Annotated in this window: 30 protein-coding genes; 28 read left to right on the forward strand and 2 right to left on the reverse strand. The window is 67.2% G+C overall.

Annotation, left to right across the window (positions count from 1 at the left end; translation table 11 throughout):
* Positions 1 to 9: 9 nt before the first annotated feature.
* The 22 genes from rpsS to map all read left to right on the forward strand — a co-directional run bounded on the left by rpsS (position 10) and on the right by map (position 12660).
* Positions 10 to 291, forward strand: a complete 282-nt coding sequence (gene rpsS, locus REH65_RS19805; RefSeq protein WP_093414191.1) for a 30S ribosomal protein S19 — start codon at positions 10 to 12, stop codon at positions 289 to 291.
* Between the two features lie 42 nt (positions 292 to 333).
* The gene (gene rplV / locus REH65_RS19810) at positions 334 to 747 is read left to right on the forward strand and encodes a 50S ribosomal protein L22 (protein ID WP_281455384.1); all 414 of its coding nucleotides are present in this window, start codon (positions 334 to 336) and stop codon (positions 745 to 747) included.
* The gene (gene rpsC, locus REH65_RS19815) at positions 747 to 1589 is read left to right on the forward strand and encodes a 30S ribosomal protein S3 (protein ID WP_406688626.1); all 843 of its coding nucleotides are present in this window, start codon (positions 747 to 749) and stop codon (positions 1587 to 1589) included. Before rplV ends, rpsC begins: the two co-directional genes overlap by 1 nt.
* A 3-nt stretch (positions 1590 to 1592) precedes the next feature.
* The gene (gene rplP / locus REH65_RS19820; protein ID WP_132624366.1) at positions 1593 to 2012 is read left to right on the forward strand and encodes a 50S ribosomal protein L16; all 420 of its coding nucleotides are present in this window, start codon (positions 1593 to 1595) and stop codon (positions 2010 to 2012) included.
* Positions 2012 to 2254: a 50S ribosomal protein L29 gene (rpmC, locus tag REH65_RS19825; protein WP_093414185.1), complete on the forward strand. Its 243-nt coding sequence runs from the start codon at positions 2012 to 2014 to the stop codon at positions 2252 to 2254. Before rplP ends, rpmC begins: the two co-directional genes overlap by 1 nt.
* Positions 2251 to 2526 carry a 30S ribosomal protein S17 gene (gene rpsQ, locus REH65_RS19830; RefSeq protein WP_132624370.1) on the forward strand — a complete coding sequence of 92 codons (276 nt, stop codon included), beginning with the start codon at positions 2251 to 2253 and terminating at the stop codon, positions 2524 to 2526. Before rpmC ends, rpsQ begins: the two co-directional genes overlap by 4 nt.
* A 318-nt stretch (positions 2527 to 2844) precedes the next feature.
* Entirely contained in the window at positions 2845 to 3213 is a 369-nt protein-coding gene (gene rplN, locus REH65_RS19835) for a 50S ribosomal protein L14 (RefSeq protein ID WP_010315405.1), read from the forward strand.
* Between the two features lie 2 nt (positions 3214 to 3215).
* On the forward strand, positions 3216 to 3530 hold the full coding sequence (gene rplX / locus REH65_RS19840) for a 50S ribosomal protein L24 (RefSeq protein ID WP_093414697.1): 315 nt from the start codon (positions 3216 to 3218) through the stop codon (positions 3528 to 3530).
* A gap of 2 nt (positions 3531 to 3532) precedes the next feature.
* A complete protein-coding gene (gene rplE / locus REH65_RS19845) occupies positions 3533 to 4096 on the forward strand; it encodes a 50S ribosomal protein L5 (RefSeq protein WP_281455382.1) in 564 nt (187 codons plus the stop codon).
* 3 nt (positions 4097 to 4099) lie between these two features.
* Positions 4100 to 4285, forward strand: coding sequence for a type Z 30S ribosomal protein S14 (locus REH65_RS19850; protein WP_093414180.1), 186 nt, complete (start codon positions 4100 to 4102; stop codon positions 4283 to 4285).
* Positions 4286 to 4528: 243 nt separating this feature from the next.
* On the forward strand, positions 4529 to 4927 hold the full coding sequence (gene rpsH / locus REH65_RS19855; RefSeq protein ID WP_093414178.1) for a 30S ribosomal protein S8: 399 nt from the start codon (positions 4529 to 4531) through the stop codon (positions 4925 to 4927).
* 16 nt (positions 4928 to 4943) lie between these two features.
* Positions 4944 to 5483: a 50S ribosomal protein L6 gene (gene rplF, locus REH65_RS19860; RefSeq protein WP_281455381.1), complete on the forward strand. Its 540-nt coding sequence runs from the start codon at positions 4944 to 4946 to the stop codon at positions 5481 to 5483.
* A 2-nt stretch (positions 5484 to 5485) separates the two neighbouring features.
* Complete coding sequence (gene rplR, locus REH65_RS19865) at positions 5486 to 5884, forward strand: 50S ribosomal protein L18 (RefSeq protein ID WP_281455380.1); 399 nt, start codon at positions 5486 to 5488, stop codon at positions 5882 to 5884.
* 35 nt (positions 5885 to 5919) lie between these two features.
* Positions 5920 to 6531 (forward strand): 30S ribosomal protein S5, encoded by a 612-nt coding sequence (rpsE, locus tag REH65_RS19870; RefSeq protein ID WP_281455379.1) that lies wholly within the window; start codon positions 5920 to 5922, stop codon positions 6529 to 6531.
* A gap of 5 nt (positions 6532 to 6536) precedes the next feature.
* Complete coding sequence (gene rpmD / locus REH65_RS19875) at positions 6537 to 6719, forward strand: 50S ribosomal protein L30 (RefSeq protein ID WP_093414171.1); 183 nt, start codon at positions 6537 to 6539, stop codon at positions 6717 to 6719.
* 1 nt (position 6720) lies between these two features.
* Positions 6721 to 7170, forward strand: a complete 450-nt coding sequence (gene rplO / locus REH65_RS19880; protein ID WP_281455378.1) for a 50S ribosomal protein L15 — start codon at positions 6721 to 6723, stop codon at positions 7168 to 7170.
* A gap of 347 nt (positions 7171 to 7517) precedes the next feature.
* A complete protein-coding gene (locus REH65_RS19885; protein WP_406688627.1) occupies positions 7518 to 8000 on the forward strand; it encodes a hypothetical protein in 483 nt (160 codons plus the stop codon).
* A gap of 12 nt (positions 8001 to 8012) precedes the next feature.
* The gene (locus REH65_RS19890) at positions 8013 to 8666 is read left to right on the forward strand and encodes a hypothetical protein (RefSeq protein ID WP_281455376.1); all 654 of its coding nucleotides are present in this window, start codon (positions 8013 to 8015) and stop codon (positions 8664 to 8666) included.
* Positions 8667 to 8783: 117 nt separating this feature from the next.
* Positions 8784 to 9383 (forward strand): hypothetical protein, encoded by a 600-nt coding sequence (locus REH65_RS19895; RefSeq protein ID WP_406688628.1) that lies wholly within the window; start codon positions 8784 to 8786, stop codon positions 9381 to 9383.
* Between the two features lie 304 nt (positions 9384 to 9687).
* Positions 9688 to 11001, forward strand: coding sequence for a preprotein translocase subunit SecY (gene secY / locus REH65_RS19900; protein WP_281455374.1), 1314 nt, complete (start codon positions 9688 to 9690; stop codon positions 10999 to 11001).
* Positions 11002 to 11195: 194 nt separating this feature from the next.
* Positions 11196 to 11750 (forward strand): adenylate kinase, encoded by a 555-nt coding sequence (locus REH65_RS19905; protein ID WP_281455373.1) that lies wholly within the window; start codon positions 11196 to 11198, stop codon positions 11748 to 11750.
* 115 nt (positions 11751 to 11865) lie between these two features.
* A complete protein-coding gene (map, locus tag REH65_RS19910) occupies positions 11866 to 12660 on the forward strand; it encodes a type I methionyl aminopeptidase (RefSeq protein ID WP_406693200.1) in 795 nt (264 codons plus the stop codon).
* 222 nt (positions 12661 to 12882) lie between these two features.
* Here map and REH65_RS19915 read toward each other — a convergent pair whose 3' ends face one another.
* Both REH65_RS19915 and REH65_RS19920 read right to left on the reverse strand, forming a co-directional pair.
* A complete protein-coding gene (locus tag REH65_RS19915; protein WP_281455372.1) occupies positions 12883 to 13479 on the reverse strand; it encodes a class I SAM-dependent methyltransferase in 597 nt (198 codons plus the stop codon).
* Positions 13480 to 13601: 122 nt separating this feature from the next.
* On the reverse strand, positions 13602 to 14204 hold the full coding sequence (locus REH65_RS19920; protein WP_281455472.1) for a methyltransferase domain-containing protein: 603 nt from the start codon (positions 14202 to 14204) through the stop codon (positions 13602 to 13604).
* Between the two features lie 401 nt (positions 14205 to 14605).
* Between REH65_RS19920 and infA the strand changes: the two genes are divergently transcribed.
* From infA to REH65_RS19950, 6 genes are all read left to right on the forward strand, one after another.
* Entirely contained in the window at positions 14606 to 14827 is a 222-nt protein-coding gene (gene infA / locus REH65_RS19925) for a translation initiation factor IF-1 (RefSeq protein ID WP_009948665.1), read from the forward strand.
* A gap of 53 nt (positions 14828 to 14880) precedes the next feature.
* Entirely contained in the window at positions 14881 to 14994 is a 114-nt protein-coding gene (rpmJ, locus tag REH65_RS19930) for a 50S ribosomal protein L36 (RefSeq protein WP_093414693.1), read from the forward strand.
* 162 nt (positions 14995 to 15156) lie between these two features.
* Entirely contained in the window at positions 15157 to 15537 is a 381-nt protein-coding gene (gene rpsM, locus REH65_RS19935) for a 30S ribosomal protein S13 (protein WP_093414155.1), read from the forward strand.
* A 25-nt stretch (positions 15538 to 15562) separates the two neighbouring features.
* Positions 15563 to 15967, forward strand: a complete 405-nt coding sequence (gene rpsK, locus REH65_RS19940) for a 30S ribosomal protein S11 (RefSeq protein ID WP_093414154.1) — start codon at positions 15563 to 15565, stop codon at positions 15965 to 15967.
* Between the two features lie 27 nt (positions 15968 to 15994).
* Positions 15995 to 16600 carry a 30S ribosomal protein S4 gene (gene rpsD, locus REH65_RS19945; protein WP_281455371.1) on the forward strand — a complete coding sequence of 202 codons (606 nt, stop codon included), beginning with the start codon at positions 15995 to 15997 and terminating at the stop codon, positions 16598 to 16600.
* A 148-nt stretch (positions 16601 to 16748) separates the two neighbouring features.
* A complete protein-coding gene (locus tag REH65_RS19950; protein WP_281455370.1) occupies positions 16749 to 17831 on the forward strand; it encodes a DNA-directed RNA polymerase subunit alpha in 1083 nt (360 codons plus the stop codon).
* Positions 17832 to 17877 lie beyond the last annotated feature (46 nt).

Genomic DNA, 17877 nt, shown 5'->3' on the forward strand with positions numbered 1-17877 from the left:
TAAGCAAACATGCCACGCAGCCTGAAGAAGGGCCCGTTCGTGGACGACCACCTGCTCAAGAAGGTGGACGCGCTGAACGAGTCCGGCAAGAAGACCGTGATCAAGACCTGGTCCCGCCGGTCGACGATCATCCCGGACATGCTCGGCCACACCTTCGCGGTGCACGACGGTCGCAAGCACGTCCCGGTGTTCGTCACCGAGGCGATGGTGGGGCACAAGCTGGGCGAATTCGCCCCGACCCGCACCTTCAAGGGCCACGTCAAGGATGACCGGAAGTCGCGCCGCCGCTGAGCGGGTCTGTGACACGAACGAGTAAGAGCAAGGGGTAGCAGGATGACAGCCCGTTCCGACTCCACTGCGGCGGAAGCCCCGCACGCAGTGGCGCGGGCCCGGTTCGTCCGCGTGTCGCCGATGAAGGCGCGCCGCGTGGTCGAGCTCATCAAGGGCCGGAGCGCCAGCGATGCCCTGGCCGTGCTTCAGTTCGCGCCGCAGACCGCCAGCGGTCCGGTGTCGAAGGTGCTCGCCAGTGCGATCGCCAACGCGGAGAACAACCTTTCCCTCGACCCCGACACGCTGGTCGTGCGCCACGCGTACGTGGACGAGGGTCCGACGTTGAAGCGGTTCCGGCCGCGCGCGCAGGGTCGCGCGTACCGGATCCGGAAGCGGACCAGCCACATCACGGTCGAGGTCGAATCTCGGCCGGCGGCGACCAAGTCCCGAAAGAGCCAGAAGGGGAGTGCCCGGTAGTGGGTCAGAAGATCAACCCGCACGGCTTCCGACTCGGCATCACCACGGACTGGAAGTCTCGCTGGTACGCCGACAAGCAGTACTCGGAGTACGTCGCGGAAGACGTCAAGATTCGCAAGCAGCTGTCCCGCGGCATGGAGCGCGCCGGCATCTCGAAGGTGGAGATCGAGCGCACCCGTGAGCGCGTCCGCGTGGACATCCACACCGCCCGGCCGGGCATCGTCATCGGCCGTCGCGGTGCCGAGGCGGACCGCATCCGCGGTTCGCTGGAGAAGCTGACCGGCAAGCAGGTCCAGCTCAACATCCTCGAGGTCAAGAACCCCGAGGCGGACGCCCAGCTCGTCGCACAGGGTGTGGCCGAGCAGCTGTCCAACCGCGTGTCCTTCCGTCGTGCGATGCGCAAGGCCATTCAGTCGGCCATGCGCTCCTCGCAGGTCAAGGGCATCCGGGTGCAGTGCGGCGGCCGCCTGGGCGGCGCGGAGATGTCGCGCTCGGAGTTCTACCGCGAGGGTCGCGTTCCGCTGCACACGCTGCGCGCGGACATCGACTACGGCTTCTTCGAGGCCCGCACCACCTTCGGGCGCATCGGCGTCAAGGTGTGGATCTACAAGGGTGAGCTGGTCGGTGGCCTGAAGCAGAAGCAGCAGGAGTCCGAGGTTCGTCCGCCGCGCGGCGGCGGCAACGACCGCAACGAGCGTGGTGGCCGCGGTGACCGCGGTGGCCGTCGCCGCGGTGGCGACCGCGGTGAGCGCGGTGGTGCTGACAAGTCCGCCAAGACCGAGGCCAAGGCCCCGGAGGGCGAGCAGCAGGCCGCGCCGGCTGAAGAGAAGACGGAGGGCTGAGACGTGCTCGTCCCACGCAGGGTGAAGTGGCGCAAGAGCCACGCGCCGAAGCGTAAGGGCTTCGCCAAGGGTGGCACCCGGATCAGTTTCGGCGAGTACGGCATTCAGGCGATCGAGCACGGCTACGTGACCAACCGTCAGATCGAGTCGGCCCGTATCGCCATCACCCGGCACGTCAAGCGTGGCGGCAAGGTGTGGATCAACATCTTCCCGGACCGCCCGCTGACCAAGAAGCCGGCCGAAACCCGTCAGGGTTCCGGTAAGGGTTCGCCGGAGTCCTGGGTCGCCAACGTCAAGCCCGGACGCATCATGTTCGAGCTGACCTTCCCGAACGAGAAGACGGCGGTCGAGGCGCTGACTCGTGCGGCGCACAAGCTCCCGATGAAGTGCAAGATCGTGTCCCGCGAGGGTGGTGACTTCTGATGGCAGCGGGTGTCACCGCATCCGAGCTCCGCGAGCTGAACAACGAGGAGCTCGTGCAGCGGCTGAAGGAATCGAAGGAAGAGCTGTTCAACCTCCGGTTCCAGATGGCCACGGGTCAGCTGCAGAACAACCGGCGGCTGCGCGTCGTCCGCCAGGACATCGCCCGGATCTACACCATCATGCGCGAGCGCGAACTGGGCCTGACGGTTAACCCCGAAGGCGCTGAGGAGGGCGCGGCATGAGTGAGAAAGGACAGGGCGTGGAGCGCAACAGCCGGAAGGTGCGCGAGGGCTACGTCGTCTCGGACAAGATGGACAAGACGATCGTGGTCTCCCTGGAAGACCGCAAGAAGCACGCCCTCTACGGCAAGGTCATGCGTCAGACCACCAAGGTCAAGGCGCACGACGAGGCCAACTCGGCCGGCGTCGGTGACCGGGTGCTGCTGATGGAGACCCGGCCGCTGTCGGCCAGCAAGCGCTGGCGACTGGTCGAGGTCGTCGAGAAGGCCAAGTAATCAACAGAGTTTTGGGTCGTCCTGCGCAATGGGTCAGGTAGCGGAACCTCGGACGCCTTCTCGCTGCGGGATCTCGGACATCATGCATGCCAATGCACCACGTCCGAGCCGTCCTCACGAGAAGACGTCTGAGAACCCGCCGGTGGTCACGCTGCGCAGGCGGTTCTCAAAACGACACGGTGAACCGGCCGGTCGTCGGCAAGATCAGCGACCGGCCGTTTCGCTTGTGGAAGTTGACCGCGCGTGTCAGGTCGGGAATTTGGCACGCCAGAGTGTGTCCGGGCACAAGGTCCGGGCACTTAGGGTCAGGAGTCAGACGTGATCCAGCAGGAGTCGCGACTTCGCGTCGCCGACAACACCGGGGCCAAGGAGATCCTCACGATCCGTGTCCTCGGTGGGTCGGGCCGGCGCTACGCGGGCCTCGGGGACATCATCGTGGCGACCGTCAAGGAAGCCATCCCGGGTGCCGGAGTCAAGAAGGGCGATGTGGTCAAGGCCGTCATCGTCCGCCAGAAGAAGGAAAAGCGTCGCGCGGATGGTTCCTACATCCGGTTCGACGAGAACGCCGCCGTCCTGGTGAAGCCGGGTGGCGAGCCGCGGGGTACCCGCATCTTCGGGCCGGTGGCCCGAGAGCTGCGCGACAAGAAGTTCATGAAGATCATCTCGCTCGCGCCGGAGGTGTTGTGATCATGAAGATCAAGAAGGGCGACACGGTCGTCGTCATCTCCGGTAAGGACAAGGGTGCCAAGGGCAAGGTCATCCAGGCCATGCCGGCGGAGCAGCGGGTCCTGGTCGAGGGTGTCAACCGGATCAAGAAGCACACCAAGGTCTCCCGGACCGAGCGCGGTGCGCAGTCCGGCGGCATCGTGACCCAGGAAGCCCCGATCCACGTGAGCAACGTGATGGTCGTGGACTCGGACGGCAAGCCCACCCGCGTCGGACACCGCGTCGACGAGGACGGCAAGAAGGTCCGCGTCGCGCGCAGCAACGGTAAGGACATCTGATCATGACCACTGCTGAGAAGATCGTCCCCCGGCTCAAGACCCGGTACCGCGAAGAGATCCGCTCGGCGTTGAACGAGGAGTTCAACTACGCCAACGCCATGCAGGTGCCGGGCGCGGTCAAGGTCGTGGTCAACATGGGTGTTGGCGACGCCGCGCGGGACAGCAAGCTGATCGAGGGCGCGGTCCGCGACCTCACCGCCATCACCGGCCAGAAGCCCGAGGTTCGTCGGGCCCGCAAGTCCATCGCGCAGTTCAAGCTGCGCGAGGGCCAGCCGATCGGCGCGCGGGTGACCCTGCGCGGCGACCGCATGTGGGAGTTCCTGGACCGCCTGGTCACCATCGCGCTGCCGCGCATCCGTGACTTCCGCGGTCTTTCGCCGAAGCAGTTCGACGGCAGGGGCAACTACACGTTCGGCCTCAACGAGCAGTCGATGTTCCACGAGATCGACCCCGACTCGATCGACCGTCCGCGAGGCATGGACATCACCGTCGTTACCACTGCCACCAACGATGAAGAGGGCCGGGCGCTGCTGAAGCACCTGGGCTTCCCGTTCAAGGAGAACTGAGCGATGGCGAAGAAGGCGCTGGTTCACAAGGCGGCCCAGAAGCCGAAGTTCAAGGTTCGCGGTTACACCCGCTGCCAGAAGTGCGGACGTCCGCGTTCGGTCTTCCGCAAGTTCGGTCTGTGCCGCGTCTGCTTCCGCGAGATGGCGCACGCGGGCGAGCTGCCCGGCGTGAGCAAGTCCTCCTGGTGACGTGACGCCTGCTTCAGGGTCCCGGTTGTCCGGTGCGAATCGGCGGCCTTTACCCTGAAGCAGGCGCTACCAGGGCTGATGCCCACGCTCCGCACGCGAGCCGTGCTCGTGCACGACTGCAAAAAGGGCTCCGTCACCGTGGCGGGAGGCCCCGACTTCGTCCAGGCCAGAGCCGAGACGTCCGCCCGCAGGGCGTGACCGGTCCGGGCTCATCGGAACCAGACGAGAAAGGTTGAGCAGGTCATGACGATGACCGATCCGATCGCAGACATGCTGACGCGTCTGCGCAACGGAAACTCGGCATACCACGACGAGGTCGTGATGCCGCACTCCAAGCTGAAGGCGAACATCGCCGAGATCCTCAAGCGGGAGGGCTACGTCGCCGGCTCCCGCGTCGAGGACGGGGACACCCACAAGAACCTCGTCGTCGAGCTGAAGTACGGCCCGAACCGCGAGCGGAGCATCGCGGGCCTGCGCCGGGTCTCCAAGCCCGGTCTGCGGGTCTACGCCAAGTCCACGAACCTGCCCAAGGTTCTCGGTGGTCTGGGCGTCGCCATCATCTCGACCTCCGGCGGTCTCGTGACCGACCGGCAGGCCATGAAGAAGGGCGTGGGCGGGGAAGTCCTCGCCTACGTCTGGTAAGGGAGGAGGAGCGGCCATGTCGCGCATCGGAAAGCTGCCGATCACCGTCCCCTCCGGCGTCGAGGTGAACATCGACGGCCAGGCGGTGACCGTGAAGGGCCCCAAGGGCGAGCTTGCCCACCAGGTCCGCGAGCCGATCGTCGTCGAGAAGGACGAGGACGGCGCGGTGCTGGTCAAGCGCCCGGACGACGAGCGGGAGAGCCGGTCCCTGCACGGGCTGACCCGGACCCTCGTCAACAACATGGTGATCGGCGTCAGCCAGGGATACCAGAAGGATCTGGAGATCCAGGGCGTCGGTTACCGCGTGCTGCTGAAGGGATCGAACCTCGAGTTCTCCCTCGGCTACAGCCACCCCATCGTGATCGAGCCGCCGGACGGCATCCAGTTCGCGGTCGACGGCCCGACCAAGCTTTCGGTCAAGGGTATCGACAAGCAGCTGGTCGGCGAGATCGCGGCTCGTATCCGCAAGCTGCGCAAGCCCGACCCGTACAAGGGCAAGGGTGTCCGGTACGCGGGTGAGACCATCCGCCGCAAGGTCGGAAAGACGGGTAAGTGACCATGAGCGAGACAGCTACCAAGCGCAAGCCGGTTGGCAAGGACATCTCGACCAAGCGTCGGCTCTCCCGCGCCAAGCGTCACACGCGCCTCCGGAAGAAGATCCTGGGCACCGCCGAGCGCCCGCGTCTGGTCGTCACCCGGTCGCTGCGCAACATCACCGCGCAGGTCATCGACGACACCAAGGGCTTCACCGTGGCCTCGGCCACGAGCCTGGAGTCCGAGCTCCGCGGCTTCGAGGGTGACAAGAAGGCCGTGGCCACCAAGGTCGGCGAGCTCGTCGCCGCCCGGGCCAAGGACGCCGGTGTCGAGAAGGTCGTGTTCGACCGCGGCGGCAACGCCTACCACGGTCGCGTCGCCGCTCTGGCCGACGCCGCCCGTGACGGCGGACTGGAGTTCTGACAAGTGCGTAAGAACGAGACTGGAAGGGACGCCTGATGCCTGGACGCACTCGGCGTGAAGGCGGGGAGTCCGGCGGCAAGGACCGCCGGGACCGCCGCGACGGCGGCCGTGGCGGGGCGGCCCAAGAGAAGACCCCGCAGTTCGAACGTGTCGTGACCATCAACCGCGTCGCGAAGGTCGTCAAGGGTGGTCGGCGCTTCAGCTTCACCGCTCTCGTCGTCGTCGGCGACGGTGACGGCGTGGTCGGCGTCGGCTACGGCAAGGCCAAGGAAGTTCCCGCGGCCATCGCCAAGGGCGTCGAGGAGGCGAAGAAGAACTTCTTCCGCGTCCCGCGCCTGGGCGGCACCATCACCCACCCGGTGCAGGGCGAGGACGCCGCGGGCGTCGTGCTGCTGCGTCCGGCGAGCGCCGGTACCGGTGTCATCGCCGGTGGCCCGGTGCGCGCGGTGCTGGAGTGCGCCGGCATCCACGACGTGCTGAGCAAGTCGCTGGGCTCGGACAACCCGATCAACATCGTGCACGCCACGGTGGACGCCCTGAAGCAGCTGCAGCGTCCGGAGGAGGTCGCGGCTCGTCGCGGCCTGCCGCTGGAAGATGTCGCTCCGGCGTTCATCATGCGGGCACGCGCTGCCGGGCAGGGGGTCTGATCGTCATGGCTCAGCTCAAGATCACTCAGGTGCGCGGGCTGGTCGGCACCAAGCAGAACCAGCGCGACACCATGCGCAGCCTCGGTCTGCGCAAGATCCGTCAGTCCGTGGTGCGCCCGGATGACTCGAACGTGCGCGGCATGGTCAACGCCGTCCGTCACCTGGTGACGGTCGAGGAGGTCGACTGACATGGTCATCAAACTGCACGACCTGCGTCCGGCCCCCGGTGCCAAGCGCGACAAGATCCGCGTCGGCCGCGGTGAGGCCTCCAAGGGCAAGACCGCCGGTCGCGGTACCAAGGGCACGAAGGCCCGCAAGACCGTCTCCCCTCGTTTCGAGGGTGGGCAGATGCCGATCCACATGCGGCTCCCGAAGCTCAAGGGCTTCAAGAACCGCTTCCGCACCGAGTACCAGGGTGTGAACCTCGGCAAGCTGGCCCAGGCGTTCCCTGAGGGCGGCACCGTCGGTTTCGACGAGCTCGTCGCCAAGGGCCTGGTCAAGAAGAACGAACTGGTGAAGATCCTCGGCGACGGGGACCTGGAGGGCGTCAAGCTGGACGTCACCGCTCACGCCTTCACCGGCAGCGCTCAGGAGAAGATCACCGCCGCCGGCGGTTCGGTCACCAAGATCGAGCGCTGATCCAGCTCACGGGAAGACCCGCCACCCCACGGGGTGGCGGGTCTTTTCTTTTCCCGTTCATCCCCCTCCTTTCCGCTGATTCCCACTGGTTCCCAGTCGGGATACGCTGCGCACCCGGCACATCACCCTGGGCAGTTCACTTAGCCGGATCGCGAGTTCCGCGGCCCCGAGATGCGCGAGTTCCGGGGCACCCGGCCGGTCCAAGCGGCTGCGCCGATGAGTTTCAAGCGAAAGTGGGCTGCCACGGCTCCTTTTCGTGGGTGTTGCCGCCATCACAGGACTCCCTAGCTTGATCGGCGCCGTTCCGACCGGACGGCGCTTGATCAATCGAGGGAGGAGCGACGGCGATGCGACCACGACAGGTGGGACGGCGTGCCGTTCTGATGATCGTCGCGGTGTTGGCCGCGGTCGTCCCGGGAGCGGCGGTGGCGCAGGCGGACGGCCAGGCGGCCCCGCCGCACTGCAGCTACCACTTCAGCACCGGCGAGACCCGGTGCTTCGCGACGCTGGCCGAGGCCACCGCGCAGTCGCGGGACGCGCGCGGCGACGTCATCCAGGCGACCTTGTTCGCCGACCCGAACTACGGCGGCGGCAGCTTCACCGTCTACGGCTCCGACATGTGCGAGAAGGACGGCGTCGTCAACTTCCAGATCAACCTGCCCGACGACTGGAAGAACACGGTCTCGTCGGTCCAGCCGTGGGGCGGGTGCTGGATCTGGCTGTACCCCGAGCCGGACCTCGGCGGTGAGCGCGACGGGCCGTTCGACGAGAACACGCCCGACGTCGGTTCGATGATGAACGACCGCACCCAGTCCGTCGGTCTGAGCTGAGGGGATTCCGCCATGCAGGCACGAACGATCCGCACCCTGGTGGCCTCGGCGAGCGTGCTCGGCGCGCTGGTCACCCCCGCAACCGCTACCGCCACCGCGGAGGACGCCGGCGTGATCAACGCCCGCGGGGTGCACGCCGCCGAGGACCCGACGGTGCGCGAGCTGCTGGAGAAGTGCGACAACGGCACCGACAGCTGCGTGTTCCACCCGGCAGGTGAGCCGGAGTACTTCACCGCCGACGCCAAGCAGGTCGGCGACCCGGTCTACAACTGCACGCCGGACGACCAGCGGCACAACGTGACCTGGTCGGACACCACGTCGCAGAGCAACAGCGTCGGGCTGTCGATGACCACCGAGGCGGGTTTCGGGAAGGTCTTCGCGGTCAGCTACGAGCAGACCTTCCAGCACACCTGGGAGGAGTCGCACACCGAATCGCAGTCGACGTTCGTGGACACGAGCTCGCACCAGGTCGGCTGGGTCGAGCGGGCGGCGCAGATGCAGAAGGTCCGCGGCACCTACGAGCTGCACTTCGAGGACAAGTTCCACGACCACTACATCTGGTATGTCAACGACTTCGAGGCGACCGGGCCCGCCGAGGACTCCTCGTCGGCCGTCAGCCAGCACACCCGCGACATGACCGAGGACGAGGTCAACGCCTGCCCGTGACCGTCCGCCCCGCACGGGACGACCGGAACACGGCCGCAATCCGTCATCCGATTACGGCCGTATTCCGGTCATCTCGGGGCGTGAGGTTGGAACGGGGAGCCGATCGAGAGGAACTCGATGAACAAGCGCATCGCGATGAGCTGCGCGTCGGTGATCGGGGCGGCGCTGCTGCTGGCCCCGCCGGCCGCGGCGGCGGACGAGCCCACGGTCCGGGAGCTGCTGGAGAAGTGCGACAACGGCACCGACAGCTGCGTGTTCCACCCGGAGGGCGAGGTGGAGTACTACCAGAACACCTCGGAGGAGGTGGGCGCTCCGGTCTTCAACTGCACCGACAAGGAGCAGATGATGAGCGTCGCCTGGTCCGACAGCACCGCGGAGAGCAACAGCGTCGGTCTGTCGATGAGCACCAGCTTCGGCGAGGTGTTCAAGGTGACCTTCAAGGCCACGTACGGTCACGAGTGGCGTTCCGAGCACACCGAGTCGCAGACGACCTTCGTCACGGTGCGTCCCGGTGAGGTCGGGCAGGTCTACCACGGGTCGAAGATGCAGAAGGCCAAGGGCACTTACGAGCTGCACTTCGAGGACAAGTTCTACGACCACTACATCTGGTACGTCAACGACTTCGAGGCCAGCGGTCCGGCCGACGACCAGGGAGGCACGGTCACGCAGTCGACACGCCCGATGACCGACGACGAGAAGGCCGCCCACTGCGGTTGATCCGAGGCGGGGGACGTTCTCGCGGGAACTTCCCCCGCCCCGGAACACCGCAGGTCACCCTGTGAATAACGGCAACCGCGCCGAACCGGGCGCGGTTGCCGCTGTTGGGCGGCGATGTTGCGAAACGTTGATCGTCGTGAGGGTTCGGTCGCTGTCCGTATCCACCTCGCGGCCTGCTAAAGTCGCGCGGTAGTGCCGTGGGTGACCACGGCCCTTGTCCATGGAGTTTCCCGCCGTGCCGGCTGGCGAAGCCGGCCGCTTGTTTTCCGGCCGGTTCCGACCGGCTCGCGTACAGGAGGTTCGCGTGCTCGGCGCCTTCCGCTCGGCTCTGGCAACGCCGGACCTGCGCCGCAAGATCCTGTTCACGCTGGGAATGGTGGTGCTGTACCGCCTCGGCGCGACGATCCCGTCGCCCGGTGTGTCGTACCCCAACATCCAGCAGTGCATCGAGCAGATTCAGGGCAGCGGCGCCCAGAGCGTGTACTCACTGCTCACCCTCTTCAGCGGCGGCGCGCTGCTGCAGCTGTCGGTGCTGTCGCTGGGCATCATGCCCTACATCACGGCGAGCATCATCATCCAGCTGCTGCAGGTGGTCATCCCGCGCTTCGAGCAGCTGAAGAAGGAAGGCCAGTCCGGCCAGGCCAAGCTCACCCAGTACACCCGGTACCTGACGATCGCGCTGGCGATCCTGCAGGGCACCGGCATCGTCGCGCTCGCGGTGCGCGGGCAGCTGTTCCAGGGCTGCTCGGTCTCGCCGATCCCGGACGACTCCGTGCTGAACCTGATCACGATCGTGGTCGTCATGACCGCGGGTGCCGCCATCCTGATGTGGATGGGCGAGCTGATCACCGAGCGCGGCATCGGCAACGGCATGTCGCTGCTGATCTTCGTCTCGATCGCTTCGCGCATCCCGGCCGAGGGCGGCAACATCCTGACCTCGCACGGTCCGCTGGTGTTCGCGATGATCTGCCTGTTCGCGGTCGCGATCATCGCCACGGTGGTCTTCATCGAGCAGGCTCAGCGCCGCATCCCGGTGCAGTACGCCAAGCGCATGATCGGCCGCCGGATGTACGGCGGGACGTCGACCTACCTGCCGCTGAAGGTCAACCAGGCGGGTGTCATCCCGGTCATCTTCGGTTCGTCGCTGCTGTACCTGCCGCAGCTGATCGGTCAGCTGGCCGGCAACCAGGACAGCTGGTGGGCGCGCTTCCTGCAGACCTACATCGTCGACCCGTCCAGCTGGGTGCACATCCTGCTGTACATGCTCCTGATCATCTTCTTCGCCTACTTCTACGTGTCGATCACGTTCAACCCGGAGGAGCGGGCGGACGACATGAAGAAGTTCGGCGGGTTCATCCCCGGCATCCGCCCGGGGCGCCCGACGGCGGAGTACCTGAGCTTCGTGCTCTCCCGCATCACCCTGCCCGGTGCGCTGTACCTGGGCATCGTGGCGATCCTGCCGATGTTCTTCCTGGGCTTGACCGGTGGTCAGGGCCAGAACCAGAACTTCCCGTTCGGCGGCACCGCGGTTCTGATCATGGTCAACGTGGGCCTCGACACCGTGAAGCAGATCGAGAGCCAGCTCACGCAGCGCAAGTACGAGGGCTTCCTCCGGTAGGCTGGAGCGTCCGGGCGTGTGCCACACACGCCCGGACCTGCGTGCGTGCCCTTGCGCTCACTTCCGCATGGGCGTGTTCGCACGCCCGCCGTCCATGCGTAGGGTGGTTGGGATCGCGGCGCCGTCGGTCCGGGGCGGCGCGGCGCAGCTCGTCAGCAGTTGGCGCGCGATGGTGAGGATTCGGAGGCAGACCCTTGGTGCGATTGGTTCTCGTCGGCCCGCCCGGTGCCGGTAAGGGTACCCAGGCGGCTGTGCTCAGCGAGAAGCTCGGTGTGCCGCACATCTCCACCGGAGATCTGTTCCGCGCGAACATCGGCAACTCCACGCCGCTCGGCCAGAAGGCCAAGAGCTACATGGACGCCGGTGAACTGGTGCCGGACGAGGTCACCAACGAGATGGTGCGCGACCGCCTCGGCGACGAGGACGCGGCCCGGGGGTTCCTGCTCGACGGCTACCCGCGCAACACCGCGCAGGCGGAGGTGCTCACCGGCATCCTCGGTGAGAAGGACCTGCAGCTGACCGCGGTCGTGCAGTTCGACGTCCCGGAGGAGGAGCTGGTCAAGCGCATGCTGGCGCGCGGCCGCTCCGACGACACCGAGGACGTCATCCGGCGTCGCCTCGCGGTGTACCACGAGGAGACCGAGCCGATCCTGGGCTACTACAAGGACAAGGTCATCAAGATCGACGCCCTGGGCTCGATCGAGGAGATCACCGGCCGCGCGTTGGAAGCGCTGCGCAGCCACCAGTGAACGTTGGCGCGGCCGGTCACCTCGGGTGGCCGGCCGTCGCATTTCCACCAGCTTCTTCTTGCATCCCGCCGGGCGCGACCCGGCACCGTCTGGACATACTTCGAAGGTGAGTGCCTTGTTGCGTCGGGGGAAGGGCATCGAGCTCAAGTCGCGCGGTGAGATCGAGGCGATGCGCGCCGCCGGTCTGGTCGTCGCGCGTGCGCTGGCCGCGGTCCGGGAGAAGGCCGTGCCGGGCGCCAGCACCGGCGAGCTCGACGCCGTGGCCGAGCAGGTCATCCGCGACGCGGGCGCGGTGCCCTCGTTCAAGGGCTACCACGGCTTCCCGGCCTCGATCTGCGCTTCGCTGAACGAGAAGGTCGTGCACGGCATCCCGTCGGTGCGCGAGACCCTCTCCGAGGGCGACATCCTGTCCGTCGACTGCGGCGCGATCCTCGACGGCTGGCACGGCGACTCCGCCGTCACGCTGGCCATCGGCGAGATCAGCGACGCCGACCGGGCGCTGTCGGCCGCGACCGAGGCGTCGATGTGGGCGGGCATCGAGAAGGTGCGCGCGGGCAACCGGCTCACCGACATCTCGCACGCCGTGGAGACCGCCGCGCTCGCCGCGGCGAAGGCCGACGGCCGCGAGTACGGCATCATCGCCGAGTACGGCGGCCACGGCATCGGCACCCAGATGCACATGGAGCCGTTCCTGCCGAACCTCGGCAAGCCCGGCCGCGGACCGAAGCTGCGCGTGGGCATGTGCCTGGCGGTCGAGCCGATGCTCACCGGCGGCACCGCGGAGACCGAGGAGCTCGACGACGCCTGGACCGTCGTCACCGAGGACGGCTCCCGCGCCGCTCACTGGGAGCACACGGTCGCCATCACCGATGAGGGCCCGTGGGTGCTGACCGCCCCCGAGGACTCCTGACGGAGCGAAGTTTTCATGAGAACTGCGCTTCCCCGCACCACGGGAAGTTCTCATGAAAACTTCCCTCCCCCCAACCACACGAATATCCCCAGGACACGTCCGTCCCTCCTGACCAGGGAGGTTTCCGACGGAAACCGGACTCCCCGAGTCGGGTGAGGAACTTGGGGTTCGTGGGGAGTGGGGCAGTTTTCATGAAAACTTCCCCACCCGAGGGGTGAGGGGTCAGGCCTTGGGTCGTCGGCAGGCGTAGACGCGGGCCGGGGGGATGTTGCGCCAGACGGCGCTGCGCGGGAACACCTCGTCGAACGTCTCGTCGAGGGCGCCGACGAACTCCTTGGTCTGCGCGCGCCACAGCGTCGTCAGGTAGGTGACCGTGGTGAACACGGCGTCCGGCGACATGACGGAGGCGGTCTCGTGCAGCAGCTCGCGCTGCTTGTCGCCCGGCAGCAGCGTCCACGGGATCGAGCTGATCACCGCGTCGACCCCGTCCACGCCCGCGTCGGCGAGGAGTTTGCGCAGGTCGGAAGCGTCCCCGTGGATCACCTCCAGCCACGGCTTGGTGCGGTTGAGGTAGCGCACCAGCGCCGGGTCGATCTCCACCGCCAGATGCCGGGACCCGGGCGCGATGCGGTCCCGGATCGGCCCGCTGAGCGCCCCGGTGCCCGGGCCGAGCTCCAGCACCGTGCTGGGGCGGTTGCTGGGCACGACGTCGGCGACCGCGCGGGCCACGTGCTCCGACGTCGGCAGCACCGCGCCCACCTTGGACGGGTTCTGCACGGCGCGGCCCACGAACGTCAGGTATTCGCGTGACTTGTTCACGGTTCTCCTGCCCCTCCCCGGGTTGAGATGCCGCCCGACCGTAACCGGTCCGCAATCGGGCTCCGACATCGACCGATCCCGGGCTTTTGCCTGGAAGTACCCGCTCGTCGGGGTCGGGAACCTCAGGCCAGGGGCCGCCGGCACAGGTAGTGCAGGATCGGCGGGAAGTTTCGCCACGTGGTGTGGGTGAGGACCTCGTCGAAGGACTCGTGCAGCCGCTCCCGGAACCGCCGCGCGTTGCGGGTCCGCTCGGCGGGCAGGTAGGTCAGGGCGGTGAACGCCCCGTGCGGCGCGAGGGCCTGCGTGACCTGGTCGAGTATGTGGCCCTGGACGGGGTCGTCGAGCAGCGACCAGGGGATGCTGCTGATGACCGCGTCCACCCGGTCGATGCCGCGGTCGGCGAGCACCGCCTTGAGCTCGCCCGCGTCGCCGTGCACGACCTCCAGCCACGGCTTGTTGTCGCGCAGGTGGGCGACCAGGTCGGCACCCAGCTCGATGCCCAGGTGGCGGGCCCCGGCGGGCAGCCGCGCGTGGATGCCGTCGGACAGCGATCCGGTGCCGGGGCCGAGCTCGACGACCACGGGGTTGCCGGTGCTGGGCACTACCTGGGCGACGGTCGCGGCGACCGCGGAGGAGGTGGGGGTGGCCGCGCCGACCATGCGCGGGTTGCGCACCGCGGTGGTGAAGAAGGTGCGGTACTCGGCGAACTTGCCGGTCAACGGCATACCGGTGCGCTGCTGATGGGCTGTCACGCTGCTCCTCGGGTCTTCCGGGGTGGCCGCGCCCCGACGCCGGTGTCGAGGGTGTCGAGTATGCGATCGAAACTAGTGAGCCGGAGAAGAACCGCGCAAGCCGCCGATGGCGTCGGATGCGCTGTGAGCAGCCCCGATGTGTGGTGCTCATTCGGCTGCGCGTACGATGGACTATCGGCGCACAAGTGGCGCCGGTTCGTTGTGCCCGGAGTGTCCGTCCGCGCGACTCTGGTTCTCAGAGTATCCGGATCGGGTGGTTCATCGGTATTTCGAATCGGACCCCGCGTGTGTCGGTCATGGGTTCCGGGGCCTCCGGTGCCCGTGGCAGGGGTTGTTAGCCCCACAAACCGTCACCGTCACGAAACGCGGAGGACATGGGCAAGAAAGACGGGGCCATTGAGGTCGAGGGTCGGGTGATCGAGCCGCTTCCCAACGCGATGTTCCGTGTCGAGTTGGAGAACGGCCACAAGGTCCTCGCGCACATCAGTGGCAAGATGCGCCAGCACTACATCCGAATCCTCCCGGAGGACCGGGTTGTGGTGGAGCTCTCGCCGTACGACCTCTCCCGTGGGCGCATCGTCTACCGCTACAAGTGACCTCCACGGTGTCCGGGGCGACCCGGACACGCGTCCAACAGGAGAGCACGACCGTGAAGGTCCAGCCGAGTGTGAAGAAGATCTGTGACAAGTGCCAGGTCATCCGTCGTCACGGACGGGTCCTGGTGATCTGCGACAACGCCCGTCACAAGCAGCGTCAGGGCTGAGCGCAGACCACTTCGGTCGCAGACGACATCGAGAAGAACTCCCACGACCTGTCGGCTCGAGAGATGAGCCGGCTGACCTCCGGACCAGGCCGGGGCTCCGCACGTCACGTGCGGGGGCGGCGTGGGAGCAGACCTGGACCGATCTAAGGAGAAGGAGCCGACATGGCACGGCTCGTTGGCGTCGACCTCCCGCGCGAGAAGCGCATGGAGATCGCGCTTACCTACATCTTCGGGATCGGCAAGACCCGGGCCAAGGAGATCCTCTCCGGCACCGGCGTCTCCGCCGACGCGAAGCCGCGTGACCTCGACGACGAGCAGCTGACCAAGCTGCGCGACTTCATCGAGGAGAACTACCGGGTCGAGGGTGACCTCCGCCGCGAGGTCCAGGCCGACATCCGCCGGAAGATCGAGATCGGTTGCTACGAGGGTGTGCGCCACCGTCGTCACCTGCCCCTGAACGGGCAGCGGACGAAGACCAACGCGCGTACCCGCAAGGGGCCGAAGAAGACGGTCGCCGGCAAGAAGAAGGCCGGGAAGAAGTAAGCCTCGCTAGGAGAAAGCTGAAGCTATGCCACCCAAGGCTCGCGCTGGCGCCGTCAAGAAGGTGCGGCGCAAGGAGAAGAAGAACGTTGCCCACGGGCAGGCTCACATCAAGAGCACGTTCAACAACACGATCGTTTCGATCACCGACCCCACCGGTGCGGTGATCAGCTGGGCCTCCGCCGGCCACGTCGGGTTCAAGGGCTCCCGCAAGTCCACCCCGTTCGCCGCGCAGATGGCCGCCGAGAACGCGGCCCGCAAGGCCGCGGAGCACGGCATGAAGAAGGTCGACGTCTTCGTCAAGGGTCCGGGCTCGGGCCGGGAGACGGCGATCCGCTCGCTGCAGGCCGCAGGCCTCGAGGTGGGCACCATCCAGGACGTGACCCCGCAGCCGCACAACGGCTGCCGCCCGCCGAAGCGTCGTCGGGTCTGAGCCGCGGGAAAGGAGTAAGGATCACCAATGGCTCGTTACACCGGTCCCGCGACCCGCAAGTCCCGTCGTCTCAAGGTTGACCTTGTCGGCGGAGACCAGGCATTCGAGCGTCGCCCGTACCCGCCGGGGCAGCACGGTCGCGCGCGCATCAAGGAAACCGAGTACCTGCTGCAGCTCCAGGAGAAGCAGAAGGCCCGGTACACCTACGGCGTGCTCGAGCGTCAGTTCCGCGCGTACTACGAGGAAGCCAACCGCCGCCCCGGCAAGACGGGTGAGAACCTGCTGCAGCTGCTGGAGTGCCGGCTGGACAACGTCGTGTACCGCGCCGGTCTGGCCCGCACCCGCCGGATGGCGCGTCAGCTCGTCAGCCACGGTCACTTCCTGGTCAACGGCAAGAAGGTGAACGTCCCCAGCTTCCAGGTTTCGAAGTGGGACATCATCGACGTCAAGCCGAAGGCTGCCGGCACCACGCCGTTCCTGATCGCCAAGGAGACGCTGGGCGAGCGCCCGGTGCCGGCTTGGCTCCAGGTCGTGCCCTCGAACCTGCGCATCCTGGTGCACCAGCGCCCGGAGCGCGCGCAGATCGACACCCCGGTCACCGAGCAGCTCATCGTCGAGCTCTACTCGAAGTGACGCGTCCCGCCGGCGATCTCCTCGCGAGGTCGCCGGCGGCCGCAGCCAGCGGTGGCGGTGCAGGAATCCGTCGCCGGCCCGCGATCCTTCGCGGGCATGCCGTTCCATCGGCGTCAAATAGCGGGCGCCGTGAGGAAAGGAATACGAAGTGCTCATCTCCCAGCGACCCACACTGTCCGAAGAGGCCGTGTCGGAGACCCGTTCCCGGTTCGTCATCGAGCCGCTGGAGCCGGGCTTCGGTTACACCTTGGGCAACTCGCTGCGCCGTACGCTGCTCTCCTCCATCCCGGGGGCGGCGGTCACCAGCCTGCGCATCGACGGTGTGCTGCACGAGTTCACCACGATTCCGGGTGTGAAGGAGGACGTCACCGACGTCATCCTGAACATCAAGGAGCTCGTCGTCTCCTCCGAGGAGGACGAGCCGGTCACCATGTACCTGCGCAAGCAGGGCCCGGGTGAGGTCACCGCCGCGGACATCGTCCCGCCGGCCGGTGTCACCGTGCACAACCCCGATCTGCACATCGCCACGCTCAACGCGAAGGGCAAGCTGGAGATCGAGCTCGTCGTCGAGCGTGGCCGTGGCTACGTCCCCGCGATGCAGAACAAGCAGACCGGTGCTGAGATCGGCCGGATCCCGGTCGACTCGATCTACTCGCCGGTTCTGAAGGTGACCTACAAGGTCGAGGCCACTCGTGTCGAGCAGCGCACCGACTTCGACAAGCTGATCCTCGACGTCGAGAGCAAGCCCTCCATTACGCCCCGCGATGCGGTGGCGTCGGCGGGTCGCACTCTCGTCGAGCTGTTCGGGCTCGCCCGCGAGCTCAACGTCGATGCCGAGGGCATCGAGATCGGCCCGTCGCCGGCGGAGGCCGACACCATCGCGGCCTACGCGATGCCGATCGAGGACCTGGACCTGACGGTTCGCTCTTACAACTGCCTCAAGCGGGAGGGCATCCACACCGTCGGCGAGCTGGTTTCGCGCAGCGAGGCCGACCTGCTGGACATTCGCAACTTCGGTGCGAAGTCCATCGACGAGGTCAAGATGAAGCTGGCCGGTCTGGGCCTGGCCCTGAAGGACAGCCCGCCCGGGTTCGACCCGTCCGCTGCCGCGGCCGAGTACCCCGCGGAGAGCTGGACCGCCGAGGACGAGGTCATCGTCGGCTCGGCGGGTCCCGTCGAGGACCACGGCTACGACGACGGTCAGGACTACGCGGAGACAGAGCAGCTGTAGCTGTGTTGCGCGTCCGGGGTTCACCGGCGCGCCCTCGAGAGGAGCA

Origin of the sequence: Saccharopolyspora sp. ID03-671 (assembly GCF_045278815.1) — a bacterium.
In the GTDB taxonomy this organism is placed as follows: Bacteria; Actinomycetota; Actinomycetes; order Mycobacteriales; family Pseudonocardiaceae; genus Saccharopolyspora; species Saccharopolyspora ipomoeae.